A 17,964-nucleotide genomic window follows, 5' to 3' on the forward strand; every position below is an offset into this window, starting at 1 on the left:
ATTCAGGGCTTTCTTTGCAGAGACTTGTTCAGCCAGGAGGAAAATGGGGTTGGCACCGGCTCGGCTGCCGAGGGTGTCAGTGGGATTTCCTCTCCTGGTTCCAGGTCAGCCAGGCTGGTGACCTGGCCGGGCGCAACGCCCAGCACCAGCCAACGACCAGCGACCGCGACCACCACCACCCGCTCGCGGCTGCCAACGCTGACACCGCCGACAATGCGCGCCACGGATTGCTGCTTGAGCCCCGGCGTCATCCGCTTCATCAGCCAGGCAATCGTCACCATCACGCCCAGTACCAATGCCAGGCCCAATACCATGCGCAGCAGACTGCCCGTGGCAGACACCTCATCGCCGGCAGCGCCAGCCAATGCGGGTTGGAGCATCCCACCTGCCAGGGCCAGCCGATACAGGGCCGAATGTAGTGTATGCTTCATGAGAACCGGCTCTGTTACTTGTTGATTTTACGGATACGCTCGGCCGGGGTGATGATGTCGGTCAGGCGGATGCCGAACTTGTCATTCACCACCACGACTTCACCCTGGGCAATCAGGCACCCGTTCACCAACACATCCATCGGCTCTCCAGCCAGGCCATCCAGCTCGACCACAGATCCCTGGGCCAGCTGCAGCAGATTCTTGATGGCAATCTTGGTGCGGCCCAGCTCCACAGTGAGCTGTACGGGAATATCCAGGATGAAGTCGATGTCATTCTGGGTCTCATGCAATTTATTCTTGGACGAAAACTCAGTGAACACCGGCGCCTGCTCTGCCTTGTTGTCCTGCAACGCCGAGGCCTCGGCTTGCTCCGCCTGGCTCTGCTCCGCCATGGCGGCGCCCCAGTCGTCCATTAATTGCTCATCATTGGGATCAATCGCCATCGGGCACCTCTCCTTTTACATATTCGCTGGAATTCGATCGCAGCAATTTCTCTACGCGCAATGCATATTGGCCATTGAAGACACCATATTTGCACTGCATGACAGGCACATTGTCCACCTTGGCCTCGATTTCCTCGGAAATCGACAGCGGTATCACGTCGCCCACCTTCATGTTGAGGATATCCCCCAGCGTCATTTCCGCCTTTGCAAGGTCAGCGATGAGCATCACTTCCGCACTCTGTATCTGCTGCGTCATGAGACGCACCCAACGCTTGTCCACACCCAGCGCCTCGCCCTGGAGTGGTGAGGTCAGCAGATCGCGGATAGGCTCGATCATCGAATAGGGAAAACAGAAATGGATCTCGCCGCTGGCGGAACCCAGTTCGATATTGAAGGTGGTGGACACTACAACTTCATTGGGAGTCGCGATATTGGCAAACTGCGTGTTCATTTCGGAACGTATATATTCGAACTCCAGCTTATATACCGGTTCCCAGGATTTGGCATAGGTCTCGAACACGATCGCCAGCACCCGCTGGATGATGCGCTGTTCGGTCTGTGTGAAGTCCCTGCCTTCGACGCGCGTATGAAATCGCCCGTCGCCACCGAAGAGGTTATCCACGATCAAGAAGACCAGCGTCGGGTCAAACACCATCAGCGCCGTACCCCGCAGCGGCTTCATCTGTACCAGGTTGAGGTTGGTCGGCACCACCAGGTTACGAATGAACTCGCTATATTTTGAAATCTTCACCGGCCCGACCGATACCTCCGTGGTACGGCGCAGGAAATTGAACAGCCCAATACGCAGCAAACGGGCAAACCGCTCATTGATGATTTCCAATGTCGGCATACGCCCGCGGACAATACGCTCCTGGGTCGCCAGGTTGTATTCGCGCACCCCGGCCGGGTCAAGGGCAGGCGTATCATCCTCCTGCTCATTGGTCACCCCCCTGAGCAGAGCATCGACTTCTTCCTGTGAGAGAAAATTATCCGCCATGGTCGTCTGGGCCAGGATTGGCTACTGGATCACAAATGAAGTGAAGAACACATCGCTCACCGCCTGGGGCTTGGCGCCTGGGGAGAACGGCTCGGAAAGCTGGGCAATGATTTCGCTGGCCAGGGCCTTTTTGCCGTCAATGTTCAGCAGCTCGGAAGATTTCTTGCTGCTCAATAGGATCAGGATACGGTTGCGTACACTGGGCATGTGCTTCTTGATGATATCCGCCTGCGCCTGGTCTTCCACCTGCACCGTCAGGTCTACCTGCAGATACTGATCGTCCGGATCCGGCTGCAGATTGACGGTGAATGTATCCAGGGTGACGAACACCGGCTCCTTGGCGACGACCTTTTCCTCCCTAGGCTTATCCTGCTGATTGCCGTCATGTTGCTTGAGATACCAATAGGCGCCACCGGCACCGAGTACTGCCACCAGCAAGCCCCCAATCAAGGCCAGGATCAAGCCCTTCTTTGATCCCTTTTGCTGAGTATCCTTCGCCGCCCCTTGTTTTGCCGCCTGCTGTGCCATGTTGCATCCTTCGCCGTTTTGCTATCTGTTGGGAAACATTATGAAAGAATCGCCAAAATAGTATGCGGGAAACAGAAGGAGGAAAGTACGCCAAATCCATGAATCGCCGCCATGATGAGCAGGGGCTGAGATAATCAGTGGAGGAGCACTTCCTGACATTGCCGCCATTGCGTCGGGAAGCACATGGTCAACACTCGTCAGGCAAACGTGTCTACCAGGCCCATCACCTTCGCGGCCTTGGTTAGGACCTCGCTGGTGTCATCGCCGTGACTTGCCACATCACCGCCGGACATGCCAGCTGCCTGCTGTTGTGCTTCATGTTGCCCCGACCGCACATTGGCTTGCCCCAGCTGCAATCCGGATTCGCTCATCATCTGGCGCAAGTTGTCCATGCCATCCTCAAGCGCCCTGCGTACATCCGCCTGTTCCGAGAGAAAGGTGGCATCCGCCTGGTTGTTGTGCACATGGATCACCACCTGCAATGGTCCGAGATCCGGTGGATTCAATGTCAGTGAGGCGGTCTGTTCTCCGCCGGCTACCATCCATACCACTTTTTGTCCAATCGCCTGGTTCCAGCCGGGATGCCCAAAGGGGACAGGCACCTGGCTGCTGCGCACATCCATCGCCGCCGTCACCTGTTGTGTTTGCTGCACCTGCGGCGAAGATGTCGTCACAGCTGGCTGAACTTGCTGTCCCTGCTCCAGCGCATCAGCAAACAGCGAGTTGTCACCGCCCGATGCAGGCTTGACTGATGCAGCCGCTGCTGCCGGCAGTTCAGCCTTGTCCCACTCGGGCTCCGGCTCATCCAGCTGACCCCCACCAATCCATGCTACAGGCTCCCGCTTCACATCGAGACTGTCCGCCTCTTGCGACTCCACTGCGGGGCGGCGCTGCACATCGGCACTGACCACGGCCAAGGCCGACTCTACATCAGCAGATACAGGTAATTGCTCAGCAATCGCCAATTCGGCCTCTTCTCCCAGCAATACTTGATCTTCAGTCATGGCCGACAACCCAGTTTCAGGGGAGAATCCTTGCTCAGCATTGAGCTCAGGCGCAATCAGTCCAAGGGTTTCTGGACTGACGCCCTGCTGTCTCTCATCGCCCAGCCTGAGCTGCAATTGCAGACGTTGACGCTGCAATGCTTGCTCTGGACCTCCTCCCTGCCTGGCTTCGGTTTGCACCTGCTTGGCAAGTACATCCTTGAAAGCCGGTCCATCATGGGTAGCATTCGCCTGCTTTGCCGTCTTGGCGGCAGCAGCGCTTGCTGCGGTATTCGTGAGAATGGCAGCCTGGTTGGGCATGGGAATATTCTGCATGGTCGCTCCTGCTCATTGCCTTGTTTGGTTACGGCTCACACGCATGGCATGTTCATCCATCATTTTCTGGTCCCGCTTGAGCTCGATGGCGTTTTCACGCTTGTCGGCACGGTCGATCAAGACGTCGTAGGACATTTTCTTCTTCTGGCATTCCTGCCACTCCTGCTTGCGCAGATGGTGCACTTGGCGCAAACGCTCGACATTCTCAGTCTGGCTGGTGATAGCCTGCGACAGCTTGCCGAGAAAGCTCTGGTAGTTCTGGTAAATTTCCGCCGTCATGCCATTCGCCATGGCATGATCCCGTTGGCTGACATAATCGGCACGGTATTGCAGCAACAGGTTCAGGCTGTTTTCCGCTTCCGCCAATTGCCGGCTGGCCTCGCCCAGCCGATTGACAGCGACATCCACCGCCTTCCCCGCCAAGTCCTGCAATGTCGTCAATACCACCTTTTTATGGGTAGGCATGCCATTTTCCCCTTGACCTGTTCATCAATTCGCTCCCGCCGTCCCCACCAGGCTGGCCAGCGCATCAACGCTGTCAGTCCAGCTTGCGGACTCTTTGATATCCTGTTGCAGAAATGCCTCGATGGCTTCGTGCCGCATGATGGCTTCATCCAGTACCGGGTCGCTACCGCTTTCATAAGCGCCTACATTGATCAGATCCTGGTTGCGTGTATAGCGAGAGTTGAGCTGCTTGAGCTTGCGTGCATTTTTCTGGTGCTCAGGCGAGGTGATATTGTGCATCGCCCGGCTGATCGACTGCTCGATATCAATGGCAGGGTAATGACCGCTCTCTGCCAGGCTGCGGCTCAGCACGATATGGCCGTCGAGAATCGCCCGCGCGGAATCGGCAATCGGGTCCTGCTGGTCGTCGCCCTCCGTCAACACCGTATAAAACGCCGTGATCGACCCTTCGCCAGGCTTGCCGTTACCCGCCCGCTCCACCAGTGCAGGCAGCTTGGCAAACACCGAAGGCGGATAGCCTTTGGTGGCCGGCGGCTCACCGATCGCCAGAGCGATCTCGCGCTGTGCCATCGCATAGCGCGTCAGGGAGTCCATGATCAGCAAGACATCCTTGCCCTGGTTGCGGAAATACTCGGCGATCGCCGTGGCATAGCTTGCACCCTGCAACCTCATGAGCGCAGGCACATCCGCAGGTGCCGCCACCACGACAGCGCGCGCAAGGCCTTCAGGGCCAAGAATCTGCTCAATGAATTCCTTCACTTCCCGGCCACGCTCGCCGATCAGGCCAACGACAATGACTTCTGCAGTCGTATACCGCGCCATCATGCCCAGCAACACGCTCTTGCCCACACCGGAACCGGCAAACAAGCCCATGCGCTGCCCACGCCCGACGGTGAGCATGCTGTTGATGGCGCGCACCCCGACATCCAGCACCTCTTCGATAGGCGCGCGCGACAACGGGTTGAGAGGCCGCGTGTTGAGCGGCACGCTATGCTCGCTATTGAGAGGCCCCAATTCATCCAGGGGGCGCCCTGCAGCGTCGATGACGCGGCCGAGCAAGGCCTCGCCCACCGGCAAGTGCCGTGCGCGGTCAATGGCCCGGCGGCGCGGATGCTTGGCCTGATTGGGCTTGGGCAATGCATCCGCCACTTCCAGCGCAAAAACCTTGGCACCTGGCACAACTCCCTCGACACCGCTCTGCGGCATCAGCAGCATGCGCCCACCATCAAAACCAACCACTTCGGCCTCGACGCGGCGGCCCTCCGCCAAGGGCACATAGCAGGCGCTGCCGATCGGCAGCTTGATGCCGACCGCTTCCATCACCAGGCCGGTCAGCTTGGTGATGCGGCCGGAGACCTCCAGCGACTCGACGATCTCAAGTATCTCGCTGCAATCCTTGAGATAGTCCTTCCAGCCTTGCTGATGAGCCTGTGCCCTATTCATTTGGCGCAATCCAGTCATTGTGTTGTGACAAGGCATCGCAGATGCGCTTCCAACGGGTACCATTGCTGGCATCGATCTGATTATCTCCCGTTTCCACCATGCAACCGCCACGCTCTATGCTGCTGTCTTCATGAATGTGCCAGTGGCTGTCTGCCATTTCTTCCTGCAAGTATTTCTTGACGATGATCGCATCATCAGGATGGACAACTAGCCTGGCAGGTTTCTGCACTGCAGGCAGATAATGAATTGATTCCTGCACAATCGGCAGGATAATGGCAGGATTCACCTTCAGCCTGTCCTTGACCATGGCCTTGGCAATATCCAGGGCCAGGACGAGCAATTGTTCTGATATTGCCTCATCGGCGGTCTTCAGCGCCTTTTCCATGCTGCCAAGCAACTCAAGCAGTCGCTGGCGATCCTGCTCCACCTGCGCTGCGGCATCGGCAATACCGGTGTCAAATCCCTGCTGCAACCCGATCTTATAACCTTCGCGCCTGGCCTGCTCCAACTCTGCCTCCAGGAGCGCCTTTCTGTCCTCCTCACTCTCCTGGACCACTTGCGGTGCTGCAGGCGTTGGCGCGGCGGCGGCCGGCGACGGTTCTTCGGCAAAGGAAGCCATCTCCCAGCGCTGATACGCCGTTTGCTTCTCCTTGGGAATCACCACATTAGACATAGGCATCCTCACCCTTGCCGCCCAGGACGATCTGGCCTTCGTCGGCCAGCCTGCGGACTATCTGCAATATTTGTTTCTGCTGCGTTTCCACCTCGGACAACCTGACGGGGCCCTTGCTTTCAAGGTCCTCCTTCATCATTTCTGCGGCGCGGCTCGACATATTGCGGAAGATCTTTTCGCGCAACTCTTCGGTCGTGCCTTTCAACGCCACAATCAATGTTTCGGACTGCACTTCGCGCAGCATGATCTGGATACCCTTGTCGTCGATCTCGAGCAGGTTATCAAACACGAACATTTCATCCATGATGCGTTGTGCCATCTCGCCATCATAGCTCTTGAAGCCATCCATCAGGCTGGCTTCATTTTCGCTATTCATGTAGTTCATGATTTCCGCGGCGGCCTTCACGCCCCCGATCTGCTGCTTCTTGATGCTTTCATTGCCACTCAGCAGCTTGGTCAGCACATCATTGAGCTCACGCAACGCGGTCGGCTTGATACCATCCAGGGTAGCAATCCTCAGCATGACATCCTGCCGCAGGCGTTCACCGAAATACCCGAGGATTTCCGCAGACTGATCCGGCTCCAGGTGCACCAGGATGGTGGCGATGATCTGCGGGTGCTCGTTCTTGATGAACTCCGCCACAGTCTGCGCATCCATCCACTTGAGACTTTCGATACCGCTGGAATCCCGCGTCTGCAGGATACGGTTCAATAGCCCCGACGCTTTATCGTCACCCAGCGCCTTGGTGAGCACCGAGCGGATGTATTCGTCGGAATCCAGGCCAATCGCTGTATTCTTTTCCGCTTCTTCCATGAAGGAAGCCAGTACAGCCTCGACCTGGTCATGCCCGATCGACTTCATCGATGCCATGGCCGTCCCCAGTTTCTGCACTTCACGCGGCCCCAGATATTTCATCACCTCGGCGGCCTCGTCCTCGCCCAGCGCGAGCATCAATACCGCACTCTTGACTACGCCATTATCACTCATTGCTGTTCACCCAATTTGTCACAATGCTGGCCACTACCTTGGGGTTTTCCTTGGCTAGCTTGCGCGCGGATTCCAGATTCTTCTGATAGGTACGCTCTGCCGGAGCTCCGCCTTCCTCTTCCCCGGCCTCCTCCCCTGTCATGCCACCTTCCCCCTCGGAGAGGCTGACGATGGCATCCTGATCTTCTTCATCCAGCTCGGCGAGTTCGCCCTTCTTTTCTTCTTCCGGCGAGAGCTTGCGCAGCAATGGGCGCAGGAAGCGGCGGTATAGCATATACAGTACCAGCAGAACCAGGCCATTCTTCAGCCACTCCTTGGCCATCTCGATATTGTCCGGGTCTTTCCATAGCGGCACCTCAGGGAATGCTTCCGCGATCTCCGGCATGAAAGAGCCGTTGACCACGCTCAGCGAATCGCCGCGCTCTTCATTGAATCCCATAGCCTGCTTGGCAAGGTCGCTGATCTGGGTTTTCTCGTCGTCGGTCAGCGGGCGCGTGATCACTTTACCTTGCGCATCCACTTCCTGCTTATGATTCACCACCACGGCCACGGTCAGCCGCTTGATACCGCCCATGGGCTGCTGCTGGTAGCGGATGGTCTTGTCCACTTCATAATTGGTGGTGGTATTGCGCTCCGAGTTCATGACTGGCGTCGTCACTGTCGTACCAGGCGGCGTTGTCGTCGTGGTCGTCACCACGTTGGCATTGGTCGTGGTGGTGGGCTCAGTACCAGGCGCCACGATGGGGGCAGTCGCTGGTGCCGGCGGCTGGTTGGTCAAGGCACCGGGCACCCCGCCCACTCCCTGCCCTGGCAATGTCTGCGATTCATTGGTCTGGCTGCTGCGAATAGCGGCGCTGTCTGGCGCCTGGTTGGGTTTGTAGATTTCGGCAGCCTGCTCCACCATGGAAAAATCCACTTCGGCACTGGCTTCCGCATGTACGTTCTTGGCGCCAACCAGCGGTGCAATGATGGACTCAACCCGGCGCGCGATGTTTTGCTGCAATTCATCGACATACTTCAGCTGCGTGGGATCTAGTTGATAATGATTGCCCGCATCCTTGCCATTGTCGGAGAGCAGGTTGCCATTCTGGTCAACTACCGTCACATTGGAGGTCGGCAGCTCGGGAACACTACTGGCCACCAGGTGCACGATAGCGCTCACCTGGCGCTGATCCAGGGCGCGACCAGGATGCAGGTTGAGCATCACGGATGCCGTTGGCTTTTGCTGGTCACGCGTGAACACGGTAGGCTTCGGCATGGCCAGGTGGATGCGAGCCGCCTGCACCGCGCCAATTGACTGGATAGTGCGTTCCAGCTCACCCTCCAGGCCGCGCTGGAAATTCACTTGCTCCACAAACTGGGAAACGCCGAATTTCTGGTTCTCCAACAACTCGAAACCGATATTTCCGCCCTTGGGCAGGCCTTGCGATGCCAGCCTTAGTCTGACGTCATGGACATGATTGGCCGGAACCAGAATGGCGCTACCACCATCGGCAATCCTGTACGGTACATTCATCTGTTCCAATGCAGCCACAATGGCACCACCATCCTTGTCGGAATAGCTGGAGAACAATACGCGGTATTCCGGCTTCTGGCTCCAGAGCCAGAACACCACCATCAATGCAATGACAGCAGCAGCGCCCAAGGCCAGCAGCAGCTTGTTCTCCAAGAGGGACTTGAAGTTGAATGAGCCGGGGGCTGGTGCTTCGGTCGTGGTATCGGCGGCCAGGGCCGCTTCATTGGCTGCTGCCATGTTACTTCTCCCATGCGATGGCAAAATCACTTGATGTGTAGCAATGACGGTCCGAGGAGAGCTGTTCACTTTATCCGCCGCATCAGCCCCGCCCCCTAGGCTGAAGGTGGAACAAATAACGCGGCAAGATCAGAGCAACACCCCAACGACCCCATGCAGGGTTTTATTCTCACCCTTCTTCATTACTGCGCTGCCATTATCTCGAGCCGCCAGCAAATTTGATCAGGCAAATAAAGCGGGTTTTACCAGCCTATTCCCATCAAGGAAGCATATTGACGAGTGATAAGCTGCTGCCATGTTGAAACTCAGTCCATCAAGGGCGGCCGTTTTCAGGAGAACGTCATGAAAACTTCAGCGATAGACTCTGGCAGGATAGAAGCCATGCTGGCGCAGCTCAAGGCTGCAGCGCAGAAACCAGCCACCGACACAGCTATGCACGGGATCAGCGGGAACAGCCCTGCCCAGAAGCCTCAAGCCTCGAACCGCGTTGATTTTGCCGATGTACTGAAATCGTCGATCAGCCAGGTCAACCAAGCACAAGTGAAAGCAGAAGAGCTGGGCCAAAGTTTTGCAATGGGCGATGACAAGGTCAGCCTGTCAGACGTCATGGTGGCAGGGCAAAAAGCCAATATCTCACTGCAAGCCACCATCCAGGTGCGCAACCGGCTAGTATCCGCCTACCAGGACATTATGAACATGCAGGTATGACGACACTGGCAATCCCCCTCACGCTTCTAGCGCACCTTTATCTTCATCCAGCGAACATGGCTTCCAGAGCAGCTTTCCCCTGGGCATACTCCGGTCCCTGACCTTCATGTCAGCATTGGTTTGTACAGGCGACTGGGCTGATCAAAGCTCTACCCGGTCTCAGTAGGTATCGAGGGCGTGGGCGGGGAAGCATCCTCGCCATGCTCCAGCCGGTATAGCCAAGCCAATATCTCCGCAATCGCCTGGTACAGAGCTGGCGGAATATGATCATCCAGATCCACCTGCATCAGCAGTGCCAATAACTCCCTGGATTCATGGACGAATACGCCATGCTCCTTGGCTTTGGCAATGATCTGCTCGGCAATGACGCCCCTGCCCTTGGCCACCACCCGCGGCGCAAAATCTCCAGATTCATAGGCAAGCGCTATCGCCTGCTGTTGCAATACGGGGTCATTCATCTCGCGCCACCGTCAAGGCATCCAGGGATTGCCCACGACTGGTCAGCGCCGTTGCCAGCGCAGGTAGACTCGACTGCAGACGTTGGATGGCCGCCTGGTCTGCCGCGGCGATGCGCACCCGCAACCGCCCTCCCTCCAAGGTGATATTCGCGGTAATCGTGCCCAGGCTTGGCAGCTCCAGTCGTATACTGCTCGATACTTTCCTGTCCTCACCCAAATCGGCATTAGTGCCATGCTCATCAGGGTTGACCTCTCTTTCGTGCATCTGCACCTGCCAATCCATTTTCTGTCCAGGCCACACCTCTCCCTGCCAATGGATGCGCTGGTTCTCTAACACGGCAATCTGCTTGTTGATCATGGACTCTGCTGCCCCAGGCAACTGGTTTTGCGGTTCCTGCAGTAAATGAGCCAGCGGCATCTTGCCCATCGTGAACTTTTCGAGATGTGACTCGTAGAACAGGCCGGAAGTAGTCAATGCCCGCTGCATGTCCTGCGCCACAACACGCGGAGATTGCGGTGCATGCGTCAAGACTTGGAGACTAGTCAATGTCTTGGAATTCTCGCCATGAGGCGACTGCGCCAGCTGCTGGCTCAAGATGCGGGCACCGCTGCTCAGCGCGGCAGAAACACCGCTATCCCCTGTCGGCGCAGTGGCAGGCATTGCTGGCAGCATCGTAGCCTGCAGCTTTGCCGCTTCCAGCTGTCCGGTCTGCCGACTCAGCAAACGAAAAGTAGGGACAGGATCATTACCCATGAAGCGGAGCAGCATCTGCTGACCAACGGCTGCTTGCTGGCCAAGTTCCATCCTGAAAGTATTGCCTTGCACATTGACCTGGAAGACACCAGGCTGCAACCGACTCACCACCTGGCCAAAGTAACTTTGTCCCTTGACCAGTTGGGCGATGCGGAAATTAAGATCCTGGACATTGCTGGCAATCTCCTCTACCGCCTGCGCCGGCGAGACCCTGGCAAGCGGGGCAACAGCAGCAGATGGGTCGGGAGATTGCTTGATCATTATCTGCCAGGCCGTATCAACTGCTTGTAGGTATCGAACATCTGCCGGTTGGCAGTGTTGTTGGTGAGAATATCGGAAAGACGCACCATCCAGGGATCGATGATATTGCGGATTTCTCGATCAGAATCCAGGATGCGCTTGAGATGGGAATACTTGATCTTCTGCTCCGGCTCGCGCAAGGGCTCGTCGCATTTATTCTCATCGGCCCGCTTGATGCGCTCGGCACATTCAACCTCAAGCATGGCCAACCTCTCCCAATCATGCTGCTTGGCAGCCGCCAGCATTTGATCGGTGATATCCGCCAAGGCTGCATACAACGACAAGGTTTGCTGAATGCTCATGAATATGCCTTTTCCAGCTGACGCTGGCTGTGTTGTTGGGGTTCCTGACGCGGTACTGCGCCAGCCGACTGGCTTGCGAGAGCAGACCAGGCCTCGTTCAACTCATTGAGCAATCTTACCACCTCCTCCACTGCCGCAATATCGCTTTGGCTATTCGCAAGATAAAGGCGCTTGCTCATGTAGACATACAAAGCATCCAGGCTTTCGGCAATCTCGCCGCCCCCTTTGCTATCGAGGCTGGCGCGCAAACCATTTTCTATGATCGAAATAGCCTTGGTAAGGTCAGCGCTCTTCCCCGCATAATCCCGCTCACGGATATGCTTGATCGCGAGATTGCACGCGGCAATGGCGCCTTCATACAACATGACGATCAAGCGGGCGGGACTGGCAGCCACCACGCCAGTTTCCACGCCAACCTTGGCATAAGCATTGACACCTGCGTTTAACCCGAACATGAAAGCTCCTTAATTAACTGTTGGCACTAATCGCTGCTAGTTGCTGTGTGAGATAAGATTGGGTCGTCTGCATCTGGGTCATCAGGACATCCAGCGCAACAAACTGAGCGCGGTAACGCGCCTCTACTGCCGCCAGCCTGACCTGTATCGCCTCTTCCTGCTTGGTCACGCGCTTGATGGAATCCTGCAGGCCGTCGGTCCTGCTGGCCAGCAGGCCAGTATCGCTGACGAATCCTTTTACCAGCTCGTTCAGTTGCGCGGCATAGCCCAGGCTCAAGGAAATACTGCCCCTGTCACCTGTTGCCGTGCCGCGTACCGAGACCACCAGGCCCTCTGCCGGATTGCCGACGGCAGTGCTCGTCAACACTTGCCCCTTGCCCGTTGCCTCAGCCCCATTGATGGTGCCGGCGACATCCAACCCCTCGACGGAGACCGGATCGCTGCCAAACAGGCTGCTCGCCGCTGTTCCGCCGGTAACTTCCACGGTTGAACCGCTACCGTATTCCGGAGAAATGATTTTCAGCATCCCGCCTTCGACAGCCACCTCAGCAGAGGACTTGGCATTGGCAAGCTGCGTCCGCAGCTGTTGAGCAAGCTCGTCCACCGATGCATAGCTGCCGGCGGCAAGCGTGAGGTTGTAGCTTGAACCGTTGATTTTGACCGCCAGCGTGTCGTTTACGCCGGCGACGATATTCAGGTCAGGCGCGGCACTTCCGGTCAATGCGCCGCGTGTGGCGGCCTGGGTGATGTTGATAGCGTAATTGCCAGGCTGGGTCTTGCTTCCCTGGGTCACGAACCGTGTCTCGACATCCGACGCGCTCCCCACGGCGGCGAACAGCTTGGCGACGTCGTCCAAGTTAGTTTCGATGGCTTTTTCCAGCTTGCTGGAATCCAGGGCCAAGGAGCCATCGCGCTGTATCGCGACGCCGATCTGGCTGAGCGAACTGAAGTTATCCGTACCGCCCACGGACTTGGTGAGCGCCATCTTGATCTGGGAGGAAATCGAGCGCGCTGTCGCGTCCCCGAGCAATGCGCCGTTTTTTCTATCGGCGGCCGTTGTCGTGCTGTCGTCGAACTTGGTCAGGTTGCGCAGCGTGGTATTCACTGCATTGAAGGCATTGACAAAGGCGGTGACCGAATCCTTGATCGCGGTCACGTTCTTGGTTACGTTCAAGGAAACGGCCGTATCGGGGCTGGCCTTGAATAAATTCAGCGTAATGCCGCTCAAGACGCCGGTCACGACATTGCTGGCGCTTTCGACATCGATGCCGTCGATATTGAGCTTGGCGTTGCGTGCCTCCTGCAATTCAACCAGGTTCTTGCCGGCACCGGAAGCGGCCGCGGGATCGTAAGCAAGGCGGGACAGCCCGTCGCTGTCCGTATTGTCACCATCGGCATCGGCAATACTCACCTTGATGCTGTTGACCTCACCGGACTCCTTTGAAGTCAATACCAGGCGGCCACCGCCGCTCTGGCCGTCGTTGACAATGGTCGCCGTCACTCCCATGTCGCCTGCATTGATGGCATCCCGGATGCCCGCCAAGCTATTGTTGGAAGCGGAGATGGTCACACTTTTTGCTGCCTTGTCCGGATTGGCGGTAAAGGTGTTAGTTGCCTCGTCATATGTGCCCAGGGCGATCGTGATCGTGCCCGTGCCGACAGCGGCACTGGTGTTGGAAAAATTCGAAGTGGCAACTTTATGGGATTGCGCGAGTTGGCCGACCTTGATCGCATAATTACTGACGGTTGCACTGCCGCTGGAGGTTGCGGTAAACACCGCGCTGTCGCCCGAAGTGGCAGACTGCACATTGAACTTGCTGCTGGTGGAAAGGTTGGCTAACGCCGTCTGGAAACTGGAAAGCGAGCTTTGCAAGGTCGCATAGGCAGATATCTTCGATTGATAGGACGTCTTCTGCTGGCTCAGCAATGTCAAAGGCTTTTGCTCGACCGCCATCAAGCTGCTGACGATTGAATCGATATCAAAATTGGTACTGGCAGAAATCCCGCTAGTGCTTGCCATGACAATACCTCGCTTCCCTGAATACTTGAAATTAAAAGTCAGGCCGTCTGCCTGATGATCAACCCTTGGAGCTTGTCCAGAGTTTTTGAAATCGCCAATACTTCTTCATTCGGGATTTGTCGCAATACTTTTTGCGTCTCGGAATCCACCACCTTGACCACTACCCGGCCAGAATCGGCATCCGTGGAAAACTGGATCGACTGCATGATGGGCGAGATAAACTCGTTGATCTGTTCCACCGCGGACTGGACATCGGCATCACTTGCCACAGACGCCTGTTGCTCCGCTTCTTTTGATCCAGCACCCGGCAAAGGTACGGCAGGCCCCGCATTGCGTACTGTAGAAGCCAGGCTACCTGCCTGACTGTATGCTTCTATATTCGTGATCGCCATGTTGAGTTCCTCAAGCAAAACCCGCAGCTTCCTTATTCAAGAAGACTGCGGGACTTTCATACTAACCTGCCACCTGCTTAGCCACGTAACAGGGTCAGCACATTGTTAGGGACAGAGTTGGCTTGTGCCAGCATCGCAGTACCCGCCTGTTGCAGAATTTGCGCCCGGGTCAGGTTGGCCGTTTCCGCAGCGAAGTCGGCATCCAGGATACGGGACTTGGCAGCAGACTGGTTCTCGACCGATACCTGCAAGCTGCTGATCACGGACTCGAAGCGGTTTTGCACGGCACCCAAGGTGGCGCGGCTGGTGTTCACTTGATCCAAGGCCGTATCAATCGCAGTAATCGCTGCAGTCGCATTGTCAGCAGCCGTACCACTGATCGCAATACCGGTTGCAGCCGCAGTAGCCACGCCAGCGGCAGTAGAGCTACCGGAAGTCAAATCAATCTCGTCTACAGTGATGGTATCTTGAGCACCTGTACCGGCACCTACCTGGAATGTCAATGAACCAGCAGTACCAGCAAACAACGCCTTGTTATTGAACTTGGTACCGTCCGTCAGGCGGGTGATTTCATCTTGCAATTGCTTGAATTCAGCTTGCAGGTTGTCGCGGTCGCCGGACTCGTTGGTCGCATTGGCGGACTGCACAGCCAGTTCACGCATACGCTGCAAGGCGTCGGTAATCTTGCCGAGCGCGCCTTCTGCAGTCTGTGCCAGGGAAATCGCATCATTGGCGTTACGGATTGCCACTGTCTGGCCGCGAATTTGCGCATCCATGCGCGTCGCAATGGAAAGGCCGGCAGCGTCGTCCTTGGCGCTGTTGACGCGCAGGCCGGAAGACAAGCGTTGCAGGGATGAATTCAGACTGGATTGCGAAGTCGTCAGGTTACGTTGCGCATTCAGCGAAGCCAGGTTGGTGTTGATAACTGCAGCCATGTTGGTTCTCCTTCGATTTAGTTAATTTCCATCAAACACTTTGTTGCATTTGGTATCGCTTTACAGTCTTGAATCACATCACTGTTAAGACTGTTATCGGTCGCTTCGGGAGAAAATTTAGGAGCTTTACTGCACTTGTTTTTCTCTCGAGTAGCATCTGATTGCAATGCCATGCCCCTGATGTCGGATTGATTAAAAAAATCTTTAGAGGACGCTCCTTTCTACAATGATCGACTGCCAGAAAATTTATATTTTTCAGATAATTAACAAATAATATGAAAAAAAAATTATTTTTGACCCTAAAGTTTTCCGGGTCTAATGAATGCATACTTGGCCCAGGGAAAGCTGGTGCTCGAGGCATGACAACATCGTACCGGACGACAGGGCACTGCAATTTGGATAACAAGAGGGGTAAAAAGCGCCAGATCTGCGCTTGGAATCAGTCGATCAGGTTGTTCTTGATCGCATAGTGCGTCAGCTCGGCATTATGGCGCAGGTTCAGCTTCTCGAGCAGCCGTGCACGGTACATGCTGACGGTTTTGACCGAAAGTGAGAGATTTTCGGCAATTTCACTCACTGACAGACCCGAGGCAATCATGGTCAACGTCTGGAACTCGCGATTGGAGAGCGTATCGTGGATAGGTTTCTCCAGGCCACCACTCACTTGGTCGGCCAGCGCCAATGCCACCTCGGCACTGATATATTTCTTGCCTTTGGCAACAGTGCGGATTGCTGTCACCAACTGGTCCGATGCACTCTGCTTGCTCAAATACCCGACTGCGCCTGCACGCAGGGCACGGATCGCATAGGCATCCTCCCGGTGCATGGACAGCATCAGGACGGCCACTCCGGGATGTTCTTTCTTGATGATATTGCACGCTTCAATACCGCTTCTATCCGGCAGAGAAATGTCGAGCACAACGACATCCAGGCCCTTGGTGCCTGCAAGTTTGATGGCTTCGGCTGCGTTCTTCGCATCAGCAACCACTTCGATATCTTCGGTTTCAGCAAGAATCTGCTTCAAACCCTCACGCAGGATCGCATGATCGTCAGCAATAACAACTTTGATAGTGGAAGTGAATGACATGACCAACGCAATGAGTTAGATAATTTTTATTATCCACCGGCAGCCTCGATTTTTACGGGATGCAACGGCAAAGTAACGCTGACTATTGTACCCCCTTGCCTGCCGGCTTGCACCTTGCATTGCCCGGCAAGTGCCACGGCTCGCTCAGACATGCCGCTGATGCCAAATGCATTGGCTTTCAGCCTATCTACCGGCGCAATGCCGATACCGTCGTCAATCACCTGCATCATGATTTCCTCGGCCGAAGCCTCCAGCGTCACCTCGACATGGCTGGCCTTCGCATACTTGGCGATGTTGGACATGGCCTCCTGGCAAATCCGGAACAAGGTAATGGCGTGATCGGTGGAAATATCGACCTCGGCAACGTTGCACACAAACTCGCAGGGAATGCCAATCTTGTCGACAAACTGGGTAGCTTGCCACTCCAATGCAGCCACAATGCCCAACTCGAGCACATTGGGGCGCAAGTCGCTCGCAATCCGGTGCGCGGCCTCGAATGTATCATCGACGATCGCCTCAAGCTGCCTGGCTTTGGCAAGCAATACCTCCTGCTCGGGCCCCAGCCGCTTGATCATGGAAGACAACCCAAGCCGGATCGCCGTCAAATTGCCGCCCAGATCATCATGCACCTCCTGGGCGATTTTCAAGCGCTCCTTCTCCTTGATCTGGGCAAGCTGTGCCGAAAGCCTGGCAAGCTTCTCATGCGACTCCCGGATCGCCTGCTGCTCCCGCCTGCTCTGCGTGATATTCGTCATGATGCCTTCCCACATCACGGTGCCGTCAGGCATCTTGCGCGGCGTGGCCCGCAGGTTGATCCACTTGGTATCCTGCCATGCCTGCATCCAGAAACGCCCGGTCCAGTTCAATACACTCAGTCCATGGGCAGACTGGCTGATGTTCTTCTCGTATGCGCCGCGATCCTCCTCATCAATCAAAGAGAGAAAAATGTCCGGGTTGGCAATCAATGCCTCGGCCTCCTCGCCCAGCAAGGGCTTGCAAGCATCACTGAGGTAAAGAAACCTCATGGCGCCATCACGACTCATATGCGCCTGATAAACCACGCCAGGCGCATTGGAAATCAGAGCACTCAAATTCGCGCCTTCATTCAGCACATGCAGGATATGTCGGCTGAACGCCTGGCTGTCCCGCATCACCAATAGCACCCGCCCGCTGCCACGGCCGACCATGAGCAGGCGAAACTCGCCAAAATAACGGTTGATCGCATGCAGCTCATGGCTGATATCCACCATCGCCGCTTCGGTCGGCACAGCATCCAGCAGATCTCTGACAGACGGCTCGCGTAACGCTTGCAGCAAGTCGTCCAGGGGATGATCGGCAATCGGCGCCTCTGCACCATCCACCAGCACCCCCATCAGCTGCAGTCGTTCAGGGTCGATCGCATAGATATCATCCCGCGAGCTCTGCGCGGCGGATTCGAGATACTTGCGGATTTCTGATAGCGGCGACAAAACAATACCTATTGAAAAGTTTCAGGAAAGCCTACCAGAACAAT

General features: G+C 56.2%; 20 protein-coding genes. 1 reads left to right on the forward strand and 19 read right to left on the reverse strand.

Features of this window, described 5'->3' with window-relative positions; all coding sequences use genetic code 11:
* Window positions 1-2: 2 nt before the first annotated feature.
* From fliO to fliF, 10 genes are all read right to left on the reverse strand, one after another.
* Window positions 3-431, reverse strand: coding sequence for a flagellar biosynthetic protein FliO (gene fliO, locus MFLA_RS10055; RefSeq protein ID WP_011480190.1), 429 nt, complete (start codon window positions 429-431; stop codon window positions 3-5).
* A 14-nt stretch (window positions 432-445) separates the two neighbouring features.
* Window positions 446-874 (reverse strand): flagellar motor switch protein FliN, encoded by a 429-nt coding sequence (gene fliN, locus MFLA_RS10060; RefSeq protein ID WP_011480191.1) that lies wholly within the window; start codon window positions 872-874, stop codon window positions 446-448.
* Complete coding sequence (gene fliM / locus MFLA_RS10065) at window positions 864-1,871, reverse strand: flagellar motor switch protein FliM (RefSeq protein WP_011480192.1); 1,008 nt, start codon at window positions 1,869-1,871, stop codon at window positions 864-866. The genes fliN and fliM overlap by 11 nt, the downstream gene beginning before the upstream one ends.
* Window positions 1,872-1,892: 21 nt before the next feature.
* Window positions 1,893-2,399 carry a flagellar basal body-associated protein FliL gene (gene fliL, locus MFLA_RS10070; RefSeq protein ID WP_011480193.1) on the reverse strand — a complete coding sequence of 169 codons (507 nt, stop codon included), beginning with the start codon at window positions 2,397-2,399 and terminating at the stop codon, window positions 1,893-1,895.
* A 197-nt stretch (window positions 2,400-2,596) separates the two neighbouring features.
* Entirely contained in the window at window positions 2,597-3,718 is a 1,122-nt protein-coding gene (locus MFLA_RS14145) for a flagellar hook-length control protein FliK (RefSeq protein WP_011480194.1), read from the reverse strand.
* 12 nt (window positions 3,719-3,730) lie between these two features.
* Window positions 3,731-4,183, reverse strand: coding sequence for a flagellar export protein FliJ (gene fliJ, locus MFLA_RS10080; protein WP_011480195.1), 453 nt, complete (start codon window positions 4,181-4,183; stop codon window positions 3,731-3,733).
* A 24-nt stretch (window positions 4,184-4,207) separates the two neighbouring features.
* Window positions 4,208-5,626 carry a flagellar protein export ATPase FliI gene (gene fliI / locus MFLA_RS10085; RefSeq protein ID WP_011480196.1) on the reverse strand — a complete coding sequence of 473 codons (1,419 nt, stop codon included), beginning with the start codon at window positions 5,624-5,626 and terminating at the stop codon, window positions 4,208-4,210.
* Complete coding sequence (locus MFLA_RS10090; RefSeq protein WP_011480197.1) at window positions 5,619-6,299, reverse strand: flagellar assembly protein FliH; 681 nt, start codon at window positions 6,297-6,299, stop codon at window positions 5,619-5,621. Before MFLA_RS10090 ends, fliI begins: the two co-directional genes overlap by 8 nt.
* Window positions 6,292-7,287 (reverse strand): flagellar motor switch protein FliG, encoded by a 996-nt coding sequence (fliG, locus tag MFLA_RS10095; RefSeq protein ID WP_011480198.1) that lies wholly within the window; start codon window positions 7,285-7,287, stop codon window positions 6,292-6,294. The genes MFLA_RS10090 and fliG overlap by 8 nt, the downstream gene beginning before the upstream one ends.
* On the reverse strand, window positions 7,280-9,040 hold the full coding sequence (fliF, locus tag MFLA_RS10100) for a flagellar basal-body MS-ring/collar protein FliF (RefSeq protein WP_011480199.1): 1,761 nt from the start codon (window positions 9,038-9,040) through the stop codon (window positions 7,280-7,282). The genes fliG and fliF overlap by 8 nt, the downstream gene beginning before the upstream one ends.
* Before the next feature lie 342 nt (window positions 9,041-9,382).
* Here fliF and fliE point away from each other — a divergent pair, with 342 nt between their 5' ends.
* A complete protein-coding gene (gene fliE / locus MFLA_RS10105; protein ID WP_011480200.1) occupies window positions 9,383-9,748 on the forward strand; it encodes a flagellar hook-basal body complex protein FliE in 366 nt (121 codons plus the stop codon).
* Window positions 9,749-9,897: 149 nt separating this feature from the next.
* Here fliE and MFLA_RS10110 read toward each other — a convergent pair whose 3' ends face one another.
* The 9 genes from MFLA_RS10110 to MFLA_RS10150 all read right to left on the reverse strand — a co-directional run bounded on the left by MFLA_RS10110 (window position 9,898) and on the right by MFLA_RS10150 (window position 17,920).
* Entirely contained in the window at window positions 9,898-10,206 is a 309-nt protein-coding gene (locus tag MFLA_RS10110; protein WP_011480201.1) for an EscU/YscU/HrcU family type III secretion system export apparatus switch protein, read from the reverse strand.
* Window positions 10,199-11,221, reverse strand: a complete 1,023-nt coding sequence (locus tag MFLA_RS10115; protein ID WP_011480202.1) for a flagellar hook-length control protein FliK — start codon at window positions 11,219-11,221, stop codon at window positions 10,199-10,201. Before MFLA_RS10115 ends, MFLA_RS10110 begins: the two co-directional genes overlap by 8 nt.
* Window positions 11,221-11,562, reverse strand: a complete 342-nt coding sequence (locus MFLA_RS10120; RefSeq protein WP_011480203.1) for a flagellar protein FliT — start codon at window positions 11,560-11,562, stop codon at window positions 11,221-11,223. The genes MFLA_RS10115 and MFLA_RS10120 overlap by 1 nt, the downstream gene beginning before the upstream one ends.
* Window positions 11,559-12,017, reverse strand: coding sequence for a flagellar export chaperone FliS (fliS, locus tag MFLA_RS10125; RefSeq protein ID WP_011480204.1), 459 nt, complete (start codon window positions 12,015-12,017; stop codon window positions 11,559-11,561). Before fliS ends, MFLA_RS10120 begins: the two co-directional genes overlap by 4 nt.
* A 13-nt stretch (window positions 12,018-12,030) precedes the next feature.
* Complete coding sequence (fliD, locus tag MFLA_RS10130) at window positions 12,031-14,037, reverse strand: flagellar filament capping protein FliD (protein ID WP_011480205.1); 2,007 nt, start codon at window positions 14,035-14,037, stop codon at window positions 12,031-12,033.
* Window positions 14,038-14,075: 38 nt separating this feature from the next.
* Window positions 14,076-14,429: a flagellar protein FlaG gene (locus MFLA_RS14620; protein ID WP_011480206.1), complete on the reverse strand. Its 354-nt coding sequence runs from the start codon at window positions 14,427-14,429 to the stop codon at window positions 14,076-14,078.
* 77 nt (window positions 14,430-14,506) lie between these two features.
* Window positions 14,507-15,364 carry a flagellin domain-containing protein gene (locus MFLA_RS10140; RefSeq protein ID WP_011480207.1) on the reverse strand — a complete coding sequence of 286 codons (858 nt, stop codon included), beginning with the start codon at window positions 15,362-15,364 and terminating at the stop codon, window positions 14,507-14,509.
* A gap of 439 nt (window positions 15,365-15,803) precedes the next feature.
* Complete coding sequence (locus MFLA_RS10145; RefSeq protein WP_011480208.1) at window positions 15,804-16,451, reverse strand: response regulator; 648 nt, start codon at window positions 16,449-16,451, stop codon at window positions 15,804-15,806.
* Window positions 16,452-16,480: 29 nt separating this feature from the next.
* Window positions 16,481-17,920, reverse strand: a complete 1,440-nt coding sequence (locus MFLA_RS10150; RefSeq protein WP_011480209.1) for a sensor histidine kinase — start codon at window positions 17,918-17,920, stop codon at window positions 16,481-16,483.
* Between the last annotated feature and the right edge of the window lie 44 nt (window positions 17,921-17,964).

The organism is Methylobacillus flagellatus KT (assembly GCF_000013705.1).
GTDB classification, from domain to species: Bacteria; Pseudomonadota; Gammaproteobacteria; order Burkholderiales; family Methylophilaceae; genus Methylobacillus; species Methylobacillus flagellatus.

What these genes read in the sequence shown, in the direction of transcription:
- MFLA_RS10140 (WP_011480207.1), bottom strand. Translation starts at nt 15,364, where the DNA reads ATGGCTGCAGTTATCAACACCAACCTGGCTTCGCTGAATGCGCAACGT.
- MFLA_RS10090 (WP_011480197.1), bottom strand. Translation starts at nt 6,299, where the DNA reads ATGTCTAATGTGGTGATTCCCAAGGAGAAGCAAACGGCGTATCAGCGC.
- fliI (WP_011480196.1), bottom strand. Translation starts at nt 5,626, where the DNA reads ATGAATAGGGCACAGGCTCATCAGCAAGGCTGGAAGGACTATCTCAAG.
- fliE (WP_011480200.1), top strand. Translation starts at nt 9,383, where the DNA reads ATGAAAACTTCAGCGATAGACTCTGGCAGGATAGAAGCCATGCTGGCG.
- fliG (WP_011480198.1), bottom strand. Translation starts at nt 7,287, where the DNA reads ATGAGTGATAATGGCGTAGTCAAGAGTGCGGTATTGATGCTCGCGCTG.
- fliN (WP_011480191.1), bottom strand. Translation starts at nt 874, where the DNA reads ATGGCGATTGATCCCAATGATGAGCAATTAATGGACGACTGGGGCGCC.
- MFLA_RS10120 (WP_011480203.1), bottom strand. Translation starts at nt 11,562, where the DNA reads ATGAGCATTCAGCAAACCTTGTCGTTGTATGCAGCCTTGGCGGATATC.
- fliS (WP_011480204.1), bottom strand. Translation starts at nt 12,017, where the DNA reads ATGTTCGGGTTAAACGCAGGTGTCAATGCTTATGCCAAGGTTGGCGTG.
- fliF (WP_011480199.1), bottom strand. Translation starts at nt 9,040, where the DNA reads ATGGCAGCAGCCAATGAAGCGGCCCTGGCCGCCGATACCACGACCGAA.
- fliJ (WP_011480195.1), bottom strand. Translation starts at nt 4,183, where the DNA reads ATGCCTACCCATAAAAAGGTGGTATTGACGACATTGCAGGACTTGGCG.
- fliL (WP_011480193.1), bottom strand. Translation starts at nt 2,399, where the DNA reads ATGGCACAGCAGGCGGCAAAACAAGGGGCGGCGAAGGATACTCAGCAA.
- MFLA_RS10145 (WP_011480208.1), bottom strand. Translation starts at nt 16,451, where the DNA reads ATGTCATTCACTTCCACTATCAAAGTTGTTATTGCTGACGATCATGCG.
- MFLA_RS14145 (WP_011480194.1), bottom strand. Translation starts at nt 3,718, where the DNA reads ATGCAGAATATTCCCATGCCCAACCAGGCTGCCATTCTCACGAATACC.
- fliD (WP_011480205.1), bottom strand. Translation starts at nt 14,037, where the DNA reads ATGGCAAGCACTAGCGGGATTTCTGCCAGTACCAATTTTGATATCGAT.
- fliO (WP_011480190.1), bottom strand. Translation starts at nt 431, where the DNA reads ATGAAGCATACACTACATTCGGCCCTGTATCGGCTGGCCCTGGCAGGT.
- MFLA_RS10115 (WP_011480202.1), bottom strand. Translation starts at nt 11,221, where the DNA reads ATGATCAAGCAATCTCCCGACCCATCTGCTGCTGTTGCCCCGCTTGCC.
- MFLA_RS10110 (WP_011480201.1), bottom strand. Translation starts at nt 10,206, where the DNA reads ATGAATGACCCCGTATTGCAACAGCAGGCGATAGCGCTTGCCTATGAA.
- MFLA_RS14620 (WP_011480206.1), bottom strand. Translation starts at nt 14,429, where the DNA reads ATGGCGATCACGAATATAGAAGCATACAGTCAGGCAGGTAGCCTGGCT.
- fliM (WP_011480192.1), bottom strand. Translation starts at nt 1,871, where the DNA reads ATGGCGGATAATTTTCTCTCACAGGAAGAAGTCGATGCTCTGCTCAGG.